At 52.1% G+C, this 19,984-nt stretch carries 20 protein-coding genes and 1 other annotated feature; of the genes, 13 read left to right on the top strand and 7 right to left on the bottom strand.

The window, feature by feature from the left end; all coding sequences use genetic code 11:
- Positions 1–14 precede the first annotated feature (14 nt).
- Together gshA and luxS are read left to right on the top strand one after the other, a co-directional pair.
- Entirely contained in the window at positions 15–1,619 is a 1,605-nt protein-coding gene (gene gshA, locus C7433_RS13080) for a glutamate--cysteine ligase (protein ID WP_058702176.1), read from the top strand.
- Between the two features lie 151 nt (positions 1,620–1,770).
- Positions 1,771–2,286, top strand: coding sequence for an S-ribosylhomocysteine lyase (gene luxS, locus C7433_RS13075; protein ID WP_006120714.1), 516 nt, complete (start codon positions 1,771–1,773; stop codon positions 2,284–2,286).
- A gap of 126 nt (positions 2,287–2,412) precedes the next feature.
- Here the strand turns inward: luxS and C7433_RS13070 are convergent, their stop codons facing one another.
- Together C7433_RS13070 and C7433_RS13065 are read right to left on the bottom strand one after the other, a co-directional pair.
- A complete protein-coding gene (locus tag C7433_RS13070; RefSeq protein ID WP_033739517.1) occupies positions 2,413–3,699 on the bottom strand; it encodes an HlyC/CorC family transporter in 1,287 nt (428 codons plus the stop codon).
- A gap of 18 nt (positions 3,700–3,717) precedes the next feature.
- The gene (locus C7433_RS13065) at positions 3,718–4,515 is read right to left on the bottom strand and encodes an inner membrane protein YpjD (RefSeq protein ID WP_006120712.1); all 798 of its coding nucleotides are present in this window, start codon (positions 4,513–4,515) and stop codon (positions 3,718–3,720) included.
- A 167-nt stretch (positions 4,516–4,682) separates the two neighbouring features.
- Between C7433_RS13065 and ffh the strand changes: the two genes are divergently transcribed.
- The 6 genes from ffh to C7433_RS13035 all read left to right on the top strand — a co-directional run bounded on the left by ffh (position 4,683) and on the right by C7433_RS13035 (position 9,142).
- Positions 4,683–6,044, top strand: a complete 1,362-nt coding sequence (gene ffh, locus C7433_RS13060; RefSeq protein ID WP_006120711.1) for a signal recognition particle protein — start codon at positions 4,683–4,685, stop codon at positions 6,042–6,044.
- A gap of 142 nt (positions 6,045–6,186) precedes the next feature.
- Positions 6,187–6,435, top strand: coding sequence for a 30S ribosomal protein S16 (gene rpsP / locus C7433_RS13055; protein WP_033739514.1), 249 nt, complete (start codon positions 6,187–6,189; stop codon positions 6,433–6,435).
- An 18-nt stretch (positions 6,436–6,453) separates the two neighbouring features.
- Positions 6,454–7,002, top strand: coding sequence for a ribosome maturation factor RimM (gene rimM / locus C7433_RS13050; RefSeq protein ID WP_006120709.1), 549 nt, complete (start codon positions 6,454–6,456; stop codon positions 7,000–7,002).
- Between the two features lie 35 nt (positions 7,003–7,037).
- Complete coding sequence (gene trmD / locus C7433_RS13045) at positions 7,038–7,799, top strand: tRNA (guanosine(37)-N1)-methyltransferase TrmD (RefSeq protein WP_050504850.1); 762 nt, start codon at positions 7,038–7,040, stop codon at positions 7,797–7,799.
- A 42-nt stretch (positions 7,800–7,841) separates the two neighbouring features.
- The gene (gene rplS / locus C7433_RS13040) at positions 7,842–8,189 is read left to right on the top strand and encodes a 50S ribosomal protein L19 (protein WP_006120707.1); all 348 of its coding nucleotides are present in this window, start codon (positions 7,842–7,844) and stop codon (positions 8,187–8,189) included.
- Between the two features lie 398 nt (positions 8,190–8,587).
- Positions 8,588–9,142, top strand: a complete 555-nt coding sequence (locus tag C7433_RS13035) for a hypothetical protein (protein ID WP_110268335.1) — start codon at positions 8,588–8,590, stop codon at positions 9,140–9,142.
- Between the two features lie 21 nt (positions 9,143–9,163).
- Here C7433_RS13035 and C7433_RS13030 read toward each other — a convergent pair whose 3' ends face one another.
- Positions 9,164–9,691 (bottom strand): GNAT family N-acetyltransferase, encoded by a 528-nt coding sequence (locus C7433_RS13030; RefSeq protein ID WP_033739509.1) that lies wholly within the window; start codon positions 9,689–9,691, stop codon positions 9,164–9,166.
- Positions 9,692–9,975: 284 nt separating this feature from the next.
- On the opposite strand from C7433_RS13030, the gene C7433_RS13025 reads away from it, so the two are divergent.
- Together C7433_RS13025 and tyrA are read left to right on the top strand one after the other, a co-directional pair.
- Positions 9,976–11,055 carry a 3-deoxy-7-phosphoheptulonate synthase gene (locus tag C7433_RS13025; RefSeq protein WP_033739508.1) on the top strand — a complete coding sequence of 360 codons (1,080 nt, stop codon included), beginning with the start codon at positions 9,976–9,978 and terminating at the stop codon, positions 11,053–11,055.
- Positions 11,056–11,061: 6 nt separating this feature from the next.
- Positions 11,062–12,183 (top strand): bifunctional chorismate mutase/prephenate dehydrogenase, encoded by a 1,122-nt coding sequence (gene tyrA, locus C7433_RS13020; RefSeq protein WP_006120703.1) that lies wholly within the window; start codon positions 11,062–11,064, stop codon positions 12,181–12,183.
- A 36-nt stretch (positions 12,184–12,219) separates the two neighbouring features.
- On the opposite strand, the gene pheA is transcribed toward tyrA, so the two are convergent.
- From pheA to bamD, 4 genes are all read right to left on the bottom strand, one after another.
- On the bottom strand, positions 12,220–13,383 hold the full coding sequence (gene pheA / locus C7433_RS13015; protein WP_033739505.1) for a bifunctional chorismate mutase/prephenate dehydratase: 1,164 nt from the start codon (positions 13,381–13,383) through the stop codon (positions 12,220–12,222).
- Between the two features lie 22 nt (positions 13,384–13,405).
- Positions 13,406–13,529: a sequence feature (Phe leader region), on the bottom strand.
- Positions 13,481–13,528 (bottom strand): hypothetical protein, encoded by a 48-nt coding sequence (locus tag C7433_RS23755; RefSeq protein WP_193750318.1) that lies wholly within the window; start codon positions 13,526–13,528, stop codon positions 13,481–13,483. (Overlaps the previous feature by 48 nt.)
- Before the next feature lie 99 nt (positions 13,530–13,628).
- Positions 13,629–13,961: a ribosome-associated translation inhibitor RaiA gene (gene raiA / locus C7433_RS13010; protein ID WP_006120701.1), complete on the bottom strand. Its 333-nt coding sequence runs from the start codon at positions 13,959–13,961 to the stop codon at positions 13,629–13,631.
- 276 nt (positions 13,962–14,237) lie between these two features.
- Positions 14,238–14,969, bottom strand: a complete 732-nt coding sequence (bamD, locus tag C7433_RS13005) for an outer membrane protein assembly factor BamD (RefSeq protein WP_006120700.1) — start codon at positions 14,967–14,969, stop codon at positions 14,238–14,240.
- Between the two features lie 129 nt (positions 14,970–15,098).
- On the opposite strand from bamD, the gene rluD reads away from it, so the two are divergent.
- The 3 genes from rluD (at position 15,099) to clpB (ending at position 19,506) form a co-directional block, all read left to right on the top strand.
- Complete coding sequence (rluD, locus tag C7433_RS13000; RefSeq protein WP_006120699.1) at positions 15,099–16,079, top strand: 23S rRNA pseudouridine(1911/1915/1917) synthase RluD; 981 nt, start codon at positions 15,099–15,101, stop codon at positions 16,077–16,079.
- Complete coding sequence (yfiH, locus tag C7433_RS12995; protein WP_058702175.1) at positions 16,076–16,807, top strand: purine nucleoside phosphorylase YfiH; 732 nt, start codon at positions 16,076–16,078, stop codon at positions 16,805–16,807. The genes rluD and yfiH overlap by 4 nt, the downstream gene beginning before the upstream one ends.
- Positions 16,808–16,920: 113 nt before the next feature.
- The gene (gene clpB / locus C7433_RS12990; RefSeq protein ID WP_199227860.1) at positions 16,921–19,506 is read left to right on the top strand and encodes an ATP-dependent chaperone ClpB; all 2,586 of its coding nucleotides are present in this window, start codon (positions 16,921–16,923) and stop codon (positions 19,504–19,506) included.
- Positions 19,507–19,984: the final 478 nt, after the last annotated feature.

The raw sequence follows: 19,984 nt of genomic DNA, 5'->3' as shown, positions 1-19,984 counted from the left end.
CTAGGGTTAACACTATGCTGAACAAAAATAAATTATTCACACAGCCGGAGGTTAATGTGATCCCCGACGTATCAAAAGCGTTATCCTGGCTGGAGGCGCATCCTGATGCACTGAAAGGCATTGGTCGTGGCATCGAACGTGAAACGTTGCGCGTGCAGCCGGATGGACATCTTGCAACGACTGCGCATCCTGCGTCGCTCGGATCGGCGCTTAAGCATGACTGGATCACCACTGACTTTGCTGAGACGCTGTTGGAGTTCATTACCCCAGTCGATCACAGCATCGAGCATATGCTGGCGTTTTTGCGCGATGTCCACCGCCATGTTGCGGATGAGCTCGGTGACGAACGCATGTGGCCTTTTAGCATGCCTTGCCTGATTGAGGACGCCGATAAGATTACGCTGGCGCAGTATGGCACATCGAATATTGGTCGGATGAAAACGCTGTATCGCCAGGGGCTTAAAAACCGCTATGGTGCGCTGATGCAAACCATCTCCGGCATTCACTATAATTTCTCTCTGCCGCTGTCGTTCTGGCAGGCATGGGCAGACGTAAAAGATTACGAAAGTGGTAAAGAGACGATTTCTGCGGGCTATCTGCGCCTGATTCGTAACTATTATCGCTTTGGCTGGGTCATTCCTTATTTGTTTGGCGCATCACCTGCTATCTGCTCCAGCTTCCTGCAGGGCAAAGAAAGCGCACTGCCGTTTAAACACGATGACAAAGGCACGCTGTGGCTGCCTTACGCGACATCGTTACGTCTGAGCGACCTGGGTTACACGAACAAGTCACAAAGTGCATTGGGCATTACCTTTAATTCCCTTGAGGGTTACGTCAGCGCACTGAAAAAAGCGATTAAAACGCCTTCAGAAGACTTTGTGAAGATGGGCACCCGGGATGCTGAGGGCAACTGGTTACAGCTGAATACCAACGTATTGCAGATTGAAAATGAACTCTATGCGCCGATTCGTCCGAAACGCGTTACCCGTTCCGGAGAAGCTCCATCAGATGCGCTGTTACGGGGTGGTATTGAGTACATTGAAGTGCGTTCCATGGACATCAACCCCTTCTCACCTGTTGGTGTGGATGAGAATCAGGTCCGCTTCCTCGATCTGTTCCTGATCTGGTGCACGCTGGCAGACGCGCCTGAAATGAGCGCTGATGAATTACAATGTAGCCGGCAGAACTGGAACCGCGTGGTGCTGGAAGGACGTAAGCCTGACCTGAAGATTGCGGTAGGATGTGGTGAGGCGGAATATTCACTGCGCGAGGTGGGCAAAACCTTGTTCGCCGACCTGCGCCGCGTCGCAGAAGCGCTGGACAGTAATCAGGGCACCACTGAGTATCAGCAGGTCTGCGATGAACTGGTAGCATCCTTTGACGATCCTGAGCTAACCTATTCGGCGCGTATTCTGAATGCCATGAAAGAACACGGCGTAACGGGCACGGGGATTATGCTGGCGGAACAGTATCGTCAGTTGCTGGTTAATGAGCCGCTGGAAGTGTTAAAGCCAGAGGACTTTGCGCAACAGGCGCAGGCATCTGTTGCGGCGCAACAGCAGCTTGAAGCGAGTGATACGCTGGATTTTGAAACCTATCTGGCCAGCCGGGAAGGGTAGAAAAGAAAAAGGCCACATCACTGTGGCCAAATTAACATCTCTGTTGTCAGGGATGGATGATAACAAATGCGCGTCTTTCATATATTCAGACGCTGGGCGATCGGAAAAGTTTCATCGTTCATAAAAAATTTTTCAGACTAAGAGGTGACGTATGCCATTACTGGATAGTTTTACTGTAGATCATACCATCATGGCCGCGCCCGCCGTGCGTGTTGCAAAAACCATGAAGACGCCGCATGGCGATACGATTACCGTTTTCGATCTGCGTTTTTGTCGCCCCAATATCGATATTCTGACTGAACGTGGCATCCATACGCTTGAGCATTTGTTTGCAGGTTTTATGCGTAACCACCTCAACGGTGATGGCGTAGAAATTGTCGATATTTCACCTATGGGTTGCCGTACCGGCTTCTACATGAGCCTGATTGGTGCGCCAGATGAGCAACGTGTGGCACAGGCCTGGAAAGGCGCGATGGAAGATGTGCTGAAAGTGAAAGATCAGAACCAGATTCCTGAGCTGAATGAATACCAGTGTGGAAGTTACAAGCTGCATTCGCTGGATGAAGCGCAGCAAATTGCCCGTAATGTGCTGGCACAGGAGATCGGCGTTAACCACAATGACGATCTGAAACTGCCTGCTGAAAAGCTGAAAGAGCTGCACATCTAGTCTGGGCTGTTCTCACAAAAACGCCGCGCATACGCGGCGTTTTTTATTGGGTTACGGCTCGCCGTTTATGCAAAAAGCCGGAGCCAGGCCAATAAAAAGCCGCCCTAAAAGGCGGCTTTATTCTGCTCAGGAGCCTACAGACTGTTTAAGCGGCGTCTGTGGCGTAATGCGCACCTGCTTAATCATATTATCCTGCACATCCAGGATATCGACGTCGTAATGATTCACCCGGACTCGCGTATTAACGGTGGGGATCTCTTCCAGCGCCTCCAGCAGCATGCCGTTAATCGTGCGCGCTTCCTGCTCGGGTAACTGCCAGTTGAAAGCTTTGTTGATCTCACGAATATTGGCGCTGCCTTCAATGAGCACCGAGCCATCGTTTTGCGGCATGACCTCTTCGGCCAGCGACGGAGACATCGAGGTAGTGAAGTCCCCGACAATTTCTTCCAGAATATCCTCGATAGAGATCAACCCTTTAATATCGCCATATTCATCAACGACCAGACCGGTCTTTTTCTTGTTGCGCTGAAACTTCACCAACTGCGTATTAAGCGGAGTGCCTTCCGGGATGTAGTAAATTTCATCAGCGGCACGCAGCAACATCTCTTTAGTGAACTCTTTTTTCTCCGTCATCATGCGCCAGGCTTCACGCACGCGCAGCATGCCCACGCAGTCATCCAGTGAGTCGCGGAACAGTACAATACGACCGTGCGGTGAGTGGCTGAGCTGACGAATCACGGATTTCCAGTCGTCATTGATATTGATGCCGACGATTTCATTGCGTGGCACCATAATATCGTCCACGCTGACCTTTTCCAGGTCCAGTACGGACAGCAACATGTCCTGGTTGCGTCGGGACATGTGCGTACGTGATTCATAAACGATAGTGCGCAGTTCCTCTTTACTTAACGCGGAACTGATAGCTCCTTCTGCCCGAATGCCGACAAGACGCATCAGTAGACGCGTAATGGTATTCAGTAACCAGACCAGCGGCAGCATAACGTACTGCAGCGGGCCCAGCAGAAAGCTACTGGGATAGGCGACTTTTTCTGGATAAAGCGCAGCAACGGTTTTAGGGAGCACCTCTGCAAAAACCAGCACGACAAAGGTCAGAACACCCGTCGCAATCGCCACACCGGCGTCACCATACAGGCGCATTCCCACAATGGTGCCAATGGCGGACGCAAGGATATTGACCAGGTTATTCCCGATGAGCACCAGACTGATAAGGCGATCGGGACGCTTTAACAACTTTTCAACGCGGCGGGCGGCGCGGTGACCATTTTTTGCCTGATGACGCAATTTATACCGATTGAGCGTCATCATGCCGGTCTCAGAACCCGAAAAGTAGGCTGAAACCAACACCATGATGATGAGCGTGACAATCAGGGTCGTGGTCGAAACATGTTCCACCGCAAAACTTCCTTTTGATTAAGAACTGTGAATAAGCAGATGCTGAAGCACGCGACTGCCGAAATAAGCCATCGTCAGCAGCACAGCGCCGCTGCAGTTGAACCACACCACACGGCGACCGCGCCAGCCTTCATGATAGTGGCCCCAGAGCAAAACGATATAGACAAACCAGGCAATAATGGACAGCACGGCTTTATCCACGTTCTCGGCGCTGAACAGATCGTGCATATAGAACAGGCCCGTACACAGCACCAGCGTCAGTAACACCACGCCGACCTGGGTGATGTGGAACATCTTCCGTTCAATGGTCAGCAGCGGTGGCATATCCTGCGTGAAGGCCAGCTTTTTGTTTTTCAACTGGTAGTCAATCCATGCCAGCTGTAACGCATACAACGCCGCAATAATCAGCGTGGCATAGGCAAACAGCGACAGGCCAATGTGGATCATAATGCCTGGCGTTGTTTCAAGATGGGTAATGAATGCGTTCGGTACAAATGTGGCAAAAGCCAGGTTAATTAAGGCAAAGCTGTAGACAATCGGCAGCAGTAACCAGCCACGATTCCGTGAGGCAACAATGGTCATAATGGCACAGATCAGCAGGCTGACCAGCGAACCAATATTCAGCAGGCTGAGGTTTTGCCCGCCATCGACAGCGAAAATTCGTTGCTGCAGGGCGACGGCGTGGGTGACAAGCGCCACACAGGCCGACAACACAGCTAACCGACGCCAGCCGCTTTGACGTTTCAACAGGCTGGGGATGATGAGTGCAAGACTCAGGGAGTAGGCGAACAGCGCCACAATCGCGAAAACGGACATAGTTCCTTTCAGGCATCAGTCAGATAAAGGAAAAGGGCAGTATAGCGCCAGGCGAAGCAGGCTCCAAACGATCTGAGGTGGAATTGAAGAGATCGGCTCGGCTTCGTGTTATAATCCGCCGCATTCTGCCGATATGGCGCCTCGCGATTTTTTTTAAGTGAGAGACAATGTTTGACAATTTAACCGATCGTTTGTCGCAAACCCTGCGCAATATCAGCGGCCGCGGAAGGCTGACTGAAGACAACATCAAAGACACGCTGCGCGAAGTGCGCATGGCATTGCTGGAAGCTGACGTTGCGCTGCCGGTGGTGCGGGATTTCATTAACCGCGTAAAAGAAAGCGCGGTGGGCCATGACGTCAATAAAAGCCTGACGCCGGGGCAGGAATTTATCAAAATCGTCCGCAATGAACTGGTTGCGGCGATGGGCGCAGAAAACAACGCGCTGGATCTGGCCGCGCAGCCGCCGGCTGTCGTGCTGATGGCGGGCCTGCAGGGTGCGGGTAAAACCACCAGTGTGGGTAAGCTGGGTAAATTCCTGCGTGAAAAGCACAAGAAAAAAGTGCTGGTGGTGTCTGCGGATGTTTATCGCCCGGCGGCGATCAAACAGCTGGAAACCCTGGCACAACAGGTGGGGGTGGATTTCTGCCCGTCCGATCTGAGCCAGAAGCCTGTTGATATCGTCAACAACGCGCTGCGTGAAGCCAAACTCAAGTTTTACGATGTATTGCTGGTGGATACCGCAGGTCGTCTGCACGTAGACGAAGCGATGATGGACGAGATTAAACAGGTTCATGCCGCGATTAATCCGGTTGAAACCCTGTTTGTCGTGGATGCCATGACCGGTCAGGATGCGGCGAATACCGCGAAGGCCTTTAATGAAGCGCTGCCGCTGACCGGGGTTATCCTGACGAAAGTGGATGGTGACGCGCGCGGCGGTGCCGCGCTGTCGATTCGCCATATCACGGGCAAGCCAATCAAGTTTATGGGGATGGGCGAGAAGACCGATGCGCTGGAAGCGTTTTATCCGGACCGTATCGCCTCACGCATCCTTGGTATGGGCGACGTCCTCTCGCTTATTGAAGATATCGAGAGCAAAGTTGACCGCGCGCAAGCGGAAAAACTGGCGAAGAAGCTGAAAACCGGCGACGGTTTTGATCTCAATGATTTCCTTGAGCAACTGAAGCAGATGCGCAACATGGGCGGAATGGCGAGCCTGATGGGCAAGCTGCCGGGCATGGGGCAACTGCCTGACAACGTGAAATCGCAGATGGATGACAAAGTGCTGGTGCGCATGGAAGCCATCATCAATTCGATGACGCGCAAAGAGCGCGAAAAACCAGAAATCATCAAAGGCTCACGTAAGCGCCGTATTGCCACCGGCTCCGGTATGCAGGTGCAGGACGTTAACCGCTTATTAAAGCAGTTCGACGACATGCAGCGGATGATGAAGAAAATGAAGAAGGGCGGAATGGCGAAAATGATGCGCGGCATGAAAGGTATGATGCCGCCAGGTTTCCCCGGACGCTAAGGGGTTCCACAAAAAAGCCTGGGATGGCTCAGTTTAGGTTGCTTTTTGCGCCAAAATGAGTAAAATTTTCGGGCTTTTTATACAGCACCCGGACCCCGTTCCTCGATGGGGGCCGGGTGTTTTATTAACTGAAGAGGATGTTATGGTAACAATTCGTTTGGCACGTCACGGCGCTAAAAAGCGTCCGTTCTATCAGGTCGTCGTTACTGACAGCCGCAATGCACGCAACGGTCGCTTCATCGAGCGCGTAGGTTTCTTCAACCCGATCGCTTCTGGTCAGGCTGAAGCACTGCGTCTGGATCTGGATCGTATCGAGCACTGGGTTGGCCAGGGCGCAACGCTTTCTGATCGCGTTAACGCGCTGATCAAAGAAGCAAAGAAAGCAGCTTAATCTGTCACGGTGGTGAGCATGAGCAGACAACTTGCCGCACAGGCACCTGTTAACCCGATTGTATTGGGCAAAATGGGCGCTGCATACGGCATTCGCGGCTGGCTCAAAGTGTTTTCCTCCACTGAAGACGCTGAAAGCATCTTTGACTACCAACCCTGGTTTATCCAGCGCGCCGGTAAATGGCAGCAGGTGGAACTGGATAGTTGGAAGCACCACAATCAGGACCTGATCATCAAAGTCAAAGGCATTGACGATCGGGATGCGGCGGCACAGTTGACCAATTGCGAAATTCAGGTCGACTCGACGCAACTGCCTGCGCTGGAAAACGGTGAGTACTACTGGAAAGACCTGATGGGTTGCAAGGTGGTCAACGTTGAAGGCTACGAGCTGGGTAAAGTCATCGATATGATGGAAACCGGTTCGAACGACGTTCTCGTCGTGAAGGCAAACCTGAAAGATGCGTTTGGTGTACAGGAGCGGTTAATTCCGTTTCTTGATGAACAGGTTATCAAGAAAGTCGATCTCGCTACTGGCCTTATTGAAGTAGATTGGGATCCTGGTTTTTGATCTCCGAATCAAACGGTAACGTAACGGCGAAAACAATGTGGATTGGTGTAATTAGCCTGTTTCCAGAAATGTTTCGCGCTATTACCGATTACGGGGTAACTGGCCGGGCAGTAAAAAATGGCCTGCTCAGCGTTCAAAGCTGGAGTCCACGTGACTTCACGCACGACCGGCACCGTACTGTGGACGATCGTCCTTATGGTGGCGGACCGGGAATGCTGATGATGGTACAACCTTTACGGGATGCCATCTCCGCAGCGAAAGCAGCGGCGGGAGAGGGTGCCAGGGTGATATATCTTTCACCTCAGGGGCGCAAACTGGACCAACAGGGCGTTTGCGAACTGGCGTCACGCGACAAGTTAATTCTTGTTTGTGGCCGCTATGAAGGGATTGATGAGCGCGTAATCCAGACCGAAATTGATGAAGAATGGTCAATCGGTGATTACGTTCTCAGCGGTGGGGAACTGCCCGCAATGACGATGATTGACGCAGTCGCCCGGTTCATTCCGGGAGTACTCGGCAAGCAGGCGTCAGCCGATGAGGATTCGTTCTCGGAGGGATTGCTGGATTGTCCACACTATACCCGACCTGAAGTGTTAGAAGGGATGGAGGTTCCGCCAGTATTACTGTCGGGCAACCATGCCGATATTCGCCAGTGGCGCCTGAAACAGTCGCTAGGCCGTACCTGGCTGAGAAGACCTGAACTTCTGGAAAACCTGGCTCTGACTGAAGAGCAAGCAAGGTTGCTTAAGGCGTTCCAACAGGAACACCAGCAACAAAACGATGATGCGGAAGAGTAATCTTCCCTGACTATCAGTTTACCCAGGATAAGAGATTTAATTATGAGCAACATTATTAAGCAAATTGAACAAGAGCAGATGAAACAGGACGTACCTTCCTTCCGTCCGGGTGATACCGTGGAAGTGAAAGTATGGGTCGTTGAAGGTTCTAAAAAACGTCTGCAGGCATTCGAGGGCGTGGTTATCGCTATTCGTAACCGCGGTCTGCACTCTGCATTCACTGTTCGCAAAATTTCTAACGGCGAAGGCGTTGAGCGTGTCTTCCAGACTCACTCTCCGGTAATTGACAGCATCGCTGTTAAACGTCGTGGCGCTGTGCGTAAAGCCAAACTGTACTACCTGCGTGAGCGTACTGGTAAGTCTGCTCGTATCAAAGAGCGTCTTAGCTAAGGTATCGCTAACGCGACATCTAAAAGTTAATAGCAAACAAGGGGTTGGCAGCATGCCAGCCCCTTTTTTTATTGCCAGAGAAACGCTTTTACAGAAAAGACTTACCCGATGCAGCCCGCAGTCCGGGTCTGTCGGCCTGACAGGGCTGATTGTCGTTTAGGATGACGAATCCCGGCGTGAAGGACGATCACGATCACTCCCGTCAGCAAGGGATGGCGTCTCTGCCGGTGTTTTCAGGTAACATGTGTCCCGCCGTTCGCGCGTTGAAGACAGGGCCGTACTGCAAAATAAAAGCACGCTGTCATGAGCGGCTGCATAAATATTGCCTCCCCGATTTTCATCGTCTCGCCCATGAGAGGGGTTGCCCGGGAAGGTGCGCATTATCATAAGGACAGGTTGTGAAGGACGCTCTTTTTTTTCTTTCTGGATTTTTACTTTCCATCGCCTCATTTCGTTCAGCCCGCTATGCGCTGGAAGGCAACAGCAATCTATGGCTTTGCCGCATTCTGACCGTGCTGTGGTCCCTCATGGTGTTCGTGTTGTTTCCCCTGTTTCTCGCCATTGGATTATATGGTCCGGCCCTGATTCTGGTGGCGCTGAACCTCATCATTGTCTGGGCTGGCCGTGAACACAGAAAGGAAATGGCGCGTAAGAAGCAGAAAGCCACGGCAGTTAAGCCGCATATCCCGTTAGTCGATGTGGATATGCCCTGGCTGAACATGAAAGAGATCGCCTTCAGTTATTTTGACTATGAGGGCAAGGTCGTTTACCAACGCGTCGATGTGGAATCCTGCGATGGGCGATTTATTAAAGGTTATAGTCATTTTTACAGAGAGTTACGCGCATTCGAACTGGACCGGATTGAGTACGGTATGGTTATTGTCTGGCGGACAAATGAAAGCATGACCGTTGACGACTGGCTTATCGCTTATGTTGAGGCTTATAGCCTCTGAGAACGCCCGGCTGACCTGACATCAGGGGCGCTGAAAATGATAGATCGCCGCGTTTACTGGCCCGCTGTCCAGGACAATTAAGCCATAACGGTAATCGATAAAGCGCCCACCGCTTTTTTCTGCCACTCGCCGGCTGGCATAGTTGTTCTCCACCGCCAGCAGTTCGATTGTCTGCACATCCGGCCGCGCAAAGCCAAATTCCAGTAATAACTTCACCGCCTGCGTAGCCACGCCCTGGCGCTGTGCATCGCTGCGCACCCAGTAACCGAGGGAACACAACGCGCCCGGCTCGCTGGCAAAACGAAAACCAGCACCGCCTAACAGACGATCCTGCGCATCCACAATCGCAAACTCTTCTGATTCTCGTACAGCCCGTTGTAAGTGGGTAAAGCGAATCCAGCTTTCGGCCTCATGAGGCTGATAGTTTTCGTGTGCCCAGCTCATCCAGGGCAAAAGGGTATCAAGCGAGGCATTTACCGCCGCGGTAAATGCCTCGACATCGTTTAACTGAAAAGGACGTAGCCGGATTGTTGGTGGGATCTGAACCATATTTCTGCCTCTCTGTGGGAATGCGCTTATCTTAACAGGCGATACCGCCACGTAAAATTCTTGTGTGTATATTAAAGTTTACAATATCAGTGGCTTTTGAGTTCATTTGTTTTTTATTAATATTATGTTTTTATTGGTATTTAATTTATTTTGCCAAGGCTTTTATGGATGGTGGTAAATAAAGTGTACATCCAGCATTGTTGCGTGTATCAGTTATGGTACAGTAGTGCCACATCCTCTGTGAGGATCCTGTAAACGCATAAATGAGTGTAAAGGACAGCAAGATGCAAAAAGACGCGCTAAACAATGTTCACATTGCGAATGAACAAGTGTTGATCACCCCTGAAGAGCTGAAAACCAAGTTTCCGTTAAGCCCTGCGCAGCAGGCGCAAATCGCGGCATCGCGCCAGACCATTGCCGATATCATTGCCGGTCGCGATCCACGTCTGTTAGTGGTGTGCGGTCCTTGCTCTATTCATGACACAGAAGCCGCTCTTGATTATGCGCGTCGTTTAAAAACCCTTTCCGAAACGGTGAGTGATCAACTCTATCTTGTTATGCGCGTCTACTTTGAGAAACCCCGCACAACCGTTGGCTGGAAGGGGTTGATCAACGATCCTTACATGGATAACTCATTTGATATGGAAGCAGGGCTGCATATTGCACGTGAATTGCTGGTTAATCTGGTCGACATGGGCCTGCCTTTAGCTACGGAAGCGCTGGATCCTAACAGCCCACAGTATCTGGGCGATCTCTTCAGCTGGTCGGCGATCGGTGCGCGTACAACGGAATCGCAAACGCACCGTGAGATGGCGTCAGGGCTCTCCATGCCGGTTGGCTTCAAAAACGGGACTGATGGCAGCCTGGGCACGGCGATTAATGCCATGCGTGCGGCGGCGATGCCTCACCGGTTTGTCGGGATCAATCAGTCGGGCCAGGTCTGCCTGCTGCAAACGCAGGGTAATCCGGATGGCCACGTCATTTTACGCGGAGGAAAAGCGCCCAACTACAGCCCTGAAGATGTGGCGCAGTGCGAAGCCGCCATGCTAAAAGCGGGACTCCGTCCGGCCTTAATGATAGATTGCAGCCATGGTAACTCCGATAAAGATTACCGCCGTCAGCCCGGCGTAGCGGAATCTGCCGTTGCGCAAATCAAACAAGGTAACCGCTCAATTATTGGCTTGATGCTGGAAAGTCACATCCATGAAGGCAACCAGTCTTCTGAGCAGCCGCGCAGCGAGATGAAGTACGGTGTTTCCGTCACGGATGCCTGCATTAACTGGCAGGTTACCGAAGATTTACTGCGTGGCATGCATCATGAGCTACAAGGGGCGCTGGCGGCGCGTTTTTCACACGAGGTCTGATAGGTAATGGTCGCGGAACTAAACGCATTACGTGAACAAATTGATACGGTAGATAAAGCTTTGCTGGATCTGCTGGCAAAACGTCTGGAACTGGTCGCTGAAGTGGGTGAAGTCAAAAGCCGCCATGGTTTGCCGGTCTATGTCCCTGAACGTGAAGCATCGATGCTGGCGTCGCGTCGTAAAGAAGCTGAGGCCCTCGGTGTTCCTGCGGACTTGATCGAAGACGTATTACGCCGGGTGATGCGTGAATCTTACGCCAGCGAAAACGATAAAGGTTTTAAAACATTGTGTCCTGCGCTTCGCCCAATCGTGATTATCGGCGGTGAAGGGCAGATGGGGCGCCTGTTCAATAAAATGCTGACGTTGTCTGGCTATGCGGTAAAGACGCTGGACAAAGATGACTGGGACAAGGCGGATACATTGTTGGCGGATGCCGGTATGGTGATGATCAGTGTCCCTATTCATCTGACAGAGGCGGTGATTAACCGGCTTCCTCCCTTGCCGGATGACTGCATTCTGGTGGATCTTGCCTCGGTTAAACATCGCCCTTTGCAGGCGATGCTGGCCGCACATCGCGGGCCAGTATTGGGTCTGCATCCAATGTTTGGGCCTGACAGCGGCAGCCTGGCCAAGCAGGTTGTGGTCTGGTGTGATGGGCGACAACCGGAAGCCTACCAGTGGTTTCTGGAGCAGATCCAGGTCTGGGGCGCGCGCCTTCATCGTATCGGTGCGGAAGAGCACGATCAGAACATGGCCTTTATTCAGGCCCTGCGCCATTTTGCGACGTTTGCTTATGGGCTGCATCTGGCGGAAGAGAACGTCAATCTTGACCAATTGCTGGCGTTGTCATCGCCTATCTACCGGCTGGAGCTGGCAATGGTTGGGCGCCTGTTTGCTCAGGATCCCCAGCTCTATGCGGATATCATCATGTCGTCTGAAAATAACCTGAATCTTATCAAGCGGTATTATCAGCGATTTGGCGAAGCGATTGCTTTGCTGGAACAAGGCGATAAGCACGCCTTTATCGCCAGCTTCAATCGGGTTGAGGCCTGGTTTGGCGATCACGCAAAACGCTTTTTGGTTGAAAGCAGAAGCCTACTGCGATCGGCTAACGACAGCCGTCCTTAAAAGCAAAAGGCATCCAACCGGATGCCTTTTTCATTTCTATTGCTTGGGTTCCACAGGAATCACATTCTCACTGGGATAGCAGCCAAGAACTTTCAATGAACGCGTCATGGCGCGAAGTTCTTCCAGTGCCTGCTGCATTTTCTCAGACTGCAAATTACCCTGCACATCCAGATAAAACATCTCTTCCCAGGGATTGCCGTTAATTGGACGGGATTCCAGCTTGCTCATGATGAGATTGTGCTGGCGCAGGACCAAAAGGGCGTCAACCAGTGCACCTGCCTGTTGACCGGTTGCCATGATCAGCGTGGTTTTGGCCGAAATCTGATCGGAGACATCAATAGGTTTGCGTGCCAGAACAATAAAGCGAGTATGGTTCTGCTGCTGGTTAGCCAGATGGCGCTCAAGCACGCGTAACTGATAAAGCTCACCTCCGGCCTCACTGCCGATAGCCGCAACCTTCGGCGAGTTGAGCGCGGCCACTTTTTCCATCGCGGCGGCGGTACTTTCTGTGTAAACAATATTCCAGTGTGGAAAACGGTTGATAAAGTGGCTGGACTGCTGGAAAGGCTGTGGGTGGCTGTAAACCGTTTCGATTTGTTCCAGGTCGCTCGGGCCGCTCACCAGCATGCAGTGCTCAATGGGCAACGTCATTTCACCGACAATCGACAAATTGGTCTGTTGAAGCAGGTCATAAACATCATTGATGGAGCCGGAACTGGTGTTTTCGATGGGCAGGACAGCGTAGTCTGCCGCGTTGTTCTCAACCTGTTTAATAATGTCGTGGAATTTCAGGCAACCGCATTCCACCATGCTGTCGAAATGGCGGGCAGCATACTGTCGCGCAGCCAGATGAGAATAAGAGCCCTTTGGCCCTAAAAACGCGATGCGCGCAGCCTGTGCATGCGGATGGTTCAGGTTCTTTTGCAGCAATGCCTGCTGTGTCAGCACGGAGTCTTCAATGACTAACTGAAACAGACGGGTAATGTAATGCGCATCTAACTGATGCTTTTTGCCCAGCACAATAAGGTGTTCGATCAGCGCGCGCTCACGTTCGATATCACGGACAGGACGATGGGTGGCGAGTTTCGCTTCTGCCACCTCCACAGCCAGCAAACGCCGTTCGGCAAGTAACGTCAGTAGTTTTTCGTCCACGGCGCTGATTTTTTCACGCAGCGCCAGAAGCGGATTGTCCGGGGTCATAAGGCTCACCTGTAAGCTATCCAATAAAAAAGCCTCCCGATTGGGAGGCTTTGTTGTTCGTCTTCGCTTTCTTTTTACACGACGAATGGCCTCCCGTTCAGGGGAAGGTAAAAAAGAAAGCGAAGAAAAACGACAGTATTTTCATGAGGCGTTCCAAAATTGAGCTGACCTGAGAGTAACCGTACTCACGAAAAGCTGTCAACAAAAAACGCGCCCGGAGGCGCGTCAGAAAAGCGGGGATGAGGCTACTCTTCGGCTGCTGGCGTGAAATCTTTCACGCTGCTGGCCGCACGCCGCGCTTCAGGTTTGTGTTGGACTTTATTGAGTTGGCGCTCAAGTTTGCCGATCAAATCATTGATAGCGGTGTACATGTCGTCATGTTTGGCACTGGCGACCAGGGTACCGTTTGGTGTGTTAATGGTCGCGTCTGCCACAAACTCTTTGGACTCTTTCGACAGGACGATATGCGGATTAATCAGGTCAGTTTGCCATTTCTCAAGCTTGGCAAGGCGGTCTTCGACGTGTTCACGGATGGCTGGAGTAATTTCCATTTGCTTACTGGTAATGTTCACGATCATTATGCTTACCTCTCTGTGATTGCCGTCGGAATAGATCCAGCATAGCGCGATAATTCTGTATTTGTGTGATTTTGATCACAAAAAAATGTCACTTTTTGTCAACCAGGGCAAATTGTGAGAAAGGGCGAGAATGTGGTCGAAAAGGCTTGAAGCCAGGGCATTAACAAGGCATTGTTGACAGGTTAGCTCAGCGGCAACGTGTCAATATTGCCTGTTCTGTGCGCAAAAAAAAGCAGCCTCAGGGCTGCTTTTTTTGTTTCGGGAAAGGAAGGCTGATTAACCGTTATTGGCGGCGATAATTTTTGCCACTTTATCGGCCTCTGCATTCAACTGCAGTTGACGGTAGGCATTTTCCATCAGCGGAAGCGCGTCGTGTGTCGCCTGCGTATCAGGATAATCGCGCATCATGCCTTCAACACGGTTAACGACCGCGACATAAGCCCCGCGCTTGGTATAGAATTGCGCCACCGAGAGTTCATATTTAGCCAGACGATCTTTCAGGAAGACCTGACGCTTGTAAGCATCAGCGGCATACTGGCTGTTCGGGTAACTGCGCAGCAGCTGTGCAAAGTCGCGGAAAGCATCGCGCGCATGCGTAGGATCACGGTCCGAACGGTCAATGCCAAAAAAGCCCTGCAATGCTGAATCGTCCAGCGCCATATCCGTCAGACCTTTCATATAGATGACGTAATCGATATTAGGGTGCGTAGGATTCAAACGCATAAAGCGACTGATCGCCGCCTGCGCCATGGGCAGATCGGCATTTTTATAGTACGCGTAGATCAAATCCAACTGAACCTGCTGCGAATAGGGACCGAACGGGTAACGATTATCCAGCGCTTCCAGTTGCTTAATCGCCGCTTTAAAGTTACCGTCCTGCAGCTTTTGTTGCGCTGTAGCATAGATTTCAGAAGGCGGGTTGTCCGGTACCGCGTCATTTGAGCCGGAACAACCAACAAGTGCCAGGCTCAGTGTGGCTGCAGCCACCAGATATTTCATACGCGTCATGACGAAGTGATTATCCTCAAAATGTTATGGCGGAAGCTGTCCGTATAGCTCCCGGTAATGACCAGGTACGATAGCACATTATATTAAACGGCATCGCCGTAAAACCCAACGTTAACGAAGAAGCTGTATATGGCACAACAAGTTCAACTCACCGCAACGGTATCCGAGTCACAACTCGGACAACGTTTAGATCAGACTTTGGCGGAATTGTTCCCTGATTATTCACGTTCCCGCATAAAAGAGTGGATTCTCAACCAGCGCGTCAGTGTTAACGGCACTGTCATTGATAAGCCGAAAGAGAAAGTGCTTGGCGGCGAGCGCGTCACGATTGATGCAGAGATCGAAGAGGAGCAGCGCTGGGAACCCCAGGACATCCCGCTGGATATCGTATACGAAGACGAAGATATTATCGTCATCAATAAACCACGTGACCTGGTTGTCCATCCTGGGGCGGGAAATCCCGACGGTACGGTACTGAATGCACTACTGCATCACTATCCCGCCATTGTGGACGTTCCGCGTGCGGGGATTGTCCATCGTCTGGATAAAGACACCACCGGTTTGATGGTGGTGGCGAAGACCGTACCGGCGCAGACGCATTTAGTTGATGCCCTGCAGCGTCGTGAAATTACGCGTGAATATGAGGCGGTGGCCATTGGCACCATGACGGCGGGGGGAACGGTGGATGAACCGATTAGCCGTCACTCGACGAAACGTACGCATATGTCCGTGCATCCAATGGGTAAACCCGCTGTGACCCATTATCGCATTATGGAGCATTTCCGCGCCCATACGCGGCTTCGTCTGCGACTGGAAACCGGCCGTACGCACCAGATTCGCGTGCATATGTCGCATATTAATCATCCGCTGGTGGGCGATCCGCTCTACGGTGGCCGGCCGCGTCCGCCAAAAGGCGCGTCTGAAGAATTTATCGCGACCTTACGCGGTTTTGATCGTCAGGCCCTGCACGCCACAATGCTCCGTCTTTATCATCCCATCTCGGGTATTGAGATGGAGTTTCATGCGGCCATTCCGCAGGATATGATCGATCTGATTGACGCGCTGAAAGCCGACACAGAGATGTTCAAGGATCAACTGGACTGGTTATGAGTCTGATTATCCCACAATGGCCTGCGCCAGCGCAGGTGCGAGCTGTCTCGACATTACGCCACGGTGGCGTCAGTGAGGGAAACTGGTGTTCGCTGAATCTCGGGGGCCATGTCGGTGATAAAGCAGAACATGTTCGTGCTAACCGTGAGCGACTGGTCTCGCTTGCGGCGTTGCCCGCGATGCCGCAATGGCTGAATCAGGTGCATTCAACTGACGTTGAACATCTCTCTGCCCGCATGGTTCCTCAGCCGCGGCAAGCCGATGCCTGCATAACGCGTGAGCCGGGCGTAGTTTGTGCTGTGATGACCGCTGACTGCCTGCCCGTGCTGTTTTGTTCTGACGATGGGCGTGAAGTGGCCGCTGCACATGCCGGATGGCGTGGGCTTTGTGGCGGCGTGCTGGAAAATACGCTGGCGCAGTTTCAGGCGCCGCCCGACAGAATCCATGCCTGGCTGGGGCCGGCGATCGGTCCTGATGCTTTTGAAGTCGGCGCGGAGGTTCGTCGTGCATTCATGGACATTGATCCGCGTGCGGCGGATGCATTCCGCCCCGTCGGGGATAAATTTTTTGCCGATATCTGGCACCTGGCCCGACAACGCCTGCAGGCCGCAGGGGTCCAGTCTGTCAGTGCAGATTCACGCTGCACCTTCAGTGAACCCGACAATTTCTTCTCCTACCGCCGGGACAGGATCACCGGGCGTATGGCAACTTTAATTTGGCTGTTATAGTCTTACGCCATAAGACGATCCAGGCAGTGCATTTTTTACTCATATCTCAGGTCATTATCCTTGAAAACTTGAGGGATGACCTCATTTTAATCTCCAGTAGCATTTGACCTGTAATGGGAGGAATTATGCGTCTGGATCGTCTTACTAATAAATTTCAACTTGCTCTCTCCGACGCGCAGTCTCTGGCATTGGGACACGACAACCAGTTTATCGAACCTTTGCATCTGATGAGCGCACTGCTCAAACAGGAAGGGGGATCGGTCGCTCCGCTGTTGTCCTCTACCGGCATAGATGTGGCCTCTCTGCGTACGCAGATTGACCAGGCTATCGATCGTCTGCCCCAGGTGGAAGGCAGCGACGGCGACGTGCAACCTTCTGCCGACCTGATCAGAGTGCTTAATCTGTGCGACAAGCTGGCACAGAAGCGCAATGACAACTTTATCTCATCTGAATTATTTGTTTTGGCAGCCCTGGATTCACGTGGCTCGCTGGCAGACATTCTGAAGTCTGCGGGTGCCACTAACGACAAGCTCACCAAAGCGATAGAACAACTTCGTGGAGGTGACAACGTGAACGATCAGGGTGCTGAAGATCAGCGTCAGGCGTTAAAGAAATACACAATCGATCTCACTGAGCGTGCCGAGAAAGGCAAGCTGGATCCGGTGATTGGTCGTGATGAGGAAATTCGCCGTACCATCCAGGTATTGCAGCGCCGTACTAAAAATAACCCTGTGTTAATCGGTGAGCCCGGCGTAGGTAAGACCGCCATTGTTGAAGGGCTGGCCCAACGCATTATCAATGGCGAAGTGCCGGAAGGGCTGAAAGGTCGCCGTGTACTGGCGCTGGATATGGGCGCGCTGGTGGCAGGGGCAAAATACCGGGGTGAATTCGAGGAGCGCCTGAAAGGCGTACTCAGCGACCTGGCCAAACAGGAAGGCAACGTCATCCTGTTTATCGATGAGTTACATACCATGGTGGGCGCGGGCAAAGCGGACGGCGCAATGGATGCCGGTAATATGCTGAAGCCGGCACTGGCACGTGGTGAGCTGCACTGCGTCGGTGCCACCACGCTGGATGAATATCGCCAGTACATCGAGAAGGATGCGGCACTGGAGCGTCGTTTCCAGAAAGTGTTTGTCGCAGAGCCAAGCGTTGAAGATACCATCGCCATTTTGCGCGGGTTAAAAGAGCGCTATGAGTTGCACCATCATGTACAGATTACTGACCCGGCTATCGTTGCGGCGGCCACGCTTTCTCACCGCTATATCGCCGATCGTCAGTTACCCGATAAGGCGATTGACCTGATCGATGAAGCGGCATCCAGCATTCGTATGCAGATTGACTCCAAACCAGAGGCACTGGATCGACTGGAGCGGCGCATTATTCAGTTGAAACTGGAACAGCAGGCGCTGAAGAAAGAGTCTGATGATGCCAGCGTGAAACGTCTGGAGATGCTCGAAGCGGAGCTGAATCAGAAAGAGCGTGAATATGCTGAGCTGGAAGAAGAGTGGAAAGCGGAAAAAGCCTCATTAACCGGTACGCAGAATATTAAAGCGGAGCTGGAACAGGCACGCCTCCAGCTTGAGCAGGCGCGTCGCTCTGGTGATTTGGCGCAGATGTCTGAGCTGCAGTACGGCAAAATCCCGGCGCTGGAAAAACAACTGGCTTCTGCCACCCAGTCTGAAGGCAAAACCATGAAGCTGCTGCGCAATCGCGTGACAGATGTGGAAATTGCCGATGTGCTGGCGCGCTGGACCGGTATTCCGGTTGCCCGCATGATGGAAGGGGAGCGAGACAAACTGCTGCGAATGGAACAGGAGCTTCACTCGCGCGTTATCGGACAGGATGAAGCCGTCGAGGCGGTGTCCAATGCCATTCGTCGTAGCCGTGCGGGTCTGGCCGATCCAAACCGTCCTGTCGGGTCATTCCTGTTCCTCGGCCCAACGGGTGTGGGTAAAACCGAGTTGTGTAAATCACTGGCTAACTTCCTGTTTGACAGTGACGATGCGATGGTCCGTATCGACATGTCTGAATTTATGGAGAAACACTCGGTATCGCGGCTGGTGGGGGCGCCTCCGGGCTACGTTGGCTATGAAGAGGGCGGCTATCTGACCGAGGCGGTTCGCCGTCGTCCGTATTCGGTGATTCTGCTGGATGAGATAGAGAAGGCGCATCCCGATGTCTTCAATATCCTGCTGCAGGTGCTGGATGATGGCCGGTTAACGGATGGGCAAGGTCGCACCGTTGATTTCCGCAACACGGTGGTAATCATGACCTCGAACCTGGGCTCCGATCTGATTCAGGAACGTTTCGGCAATCTGAACTACGCCGAAATGAAGGGGGTTGTCATGGGTGTGGTAGGACAGCACTTCCGTCCTGAATTTGTTAACCGTATTGATGAGGTGGTGGTGTTCCATCCTCTGGGTGAAAAACACATTGCCTCTATCGCACAGATTCAGCTGCAACGGTTGTACAAACGTCTGGAGGATCGCGGTTATCAGCTGCATATCTCTGATGCCGCGATCAAGCTGCTGGGTGAGAACGGTTATGATCCGGTGTACGGTGCGCGTCCACTGAAGCGCGCTATCCAGCAACAGATAGAGAATCCGCTGGCACAGCAGATCCTTTCCGGACAACTGGTTCCGGGAAAAGTGATAGAAATGGATGTCAAAGACGGCGTCATTACGGCACATCAGTAAGGCTGTCTCTGTTAAAAACGGGCGTAATGCCCGTTTTTTGTTTCTGAAACGGGCCGGGTTGGTGGTTTCTGCGACGGTTTGCCTGGAAAGTGAGCGGTTGAGAAGTTTCTTTGAATTACCCCCTTGCCAGCCCAAAATATTTGCCTATAATGCGCCTCCACTGACACGGCACAACGGCTTACGTAACGCGGTGTTCAGCAGAAAACTCCCCGGAGTTTTCGCCGGAGAAAAACTTCTGAAAAAGAGGTTGACTCTGAAGGAGGAAAGCGTAATATACGCCACCTCGCAACAGACGGTTAACCCGCTGGTTGCACTGCTCTTTAACAATTTATCAGACAATCTGTGTGGGCACTCGCAGGATTGATATCCGCGTCTCCGGACGTAAAAAATATCAAGTCTTAAGAGTGAACACGTATTGAAATTCATTACGACGTTTTCCTTGAGCACCGCTGCACTGGTTGCAGCAAATCAAACTTTA

This window comes from Pantoea sp. PNA 03-3 (assembly GCF_003201175.1).
Classification (GTDB): domain Bacteria; phylum Pseudomonadota; class Gammaproteobacteria; order Enterobacterales; family Enterobacteriaceae; genus Pantoea; species Pantoea stewartii.
The sequence above is the reverse complement of the archived record's forward strand: the minus strand, read 5'-3'. Positions and strand labels throughout refer to the sequence as shown.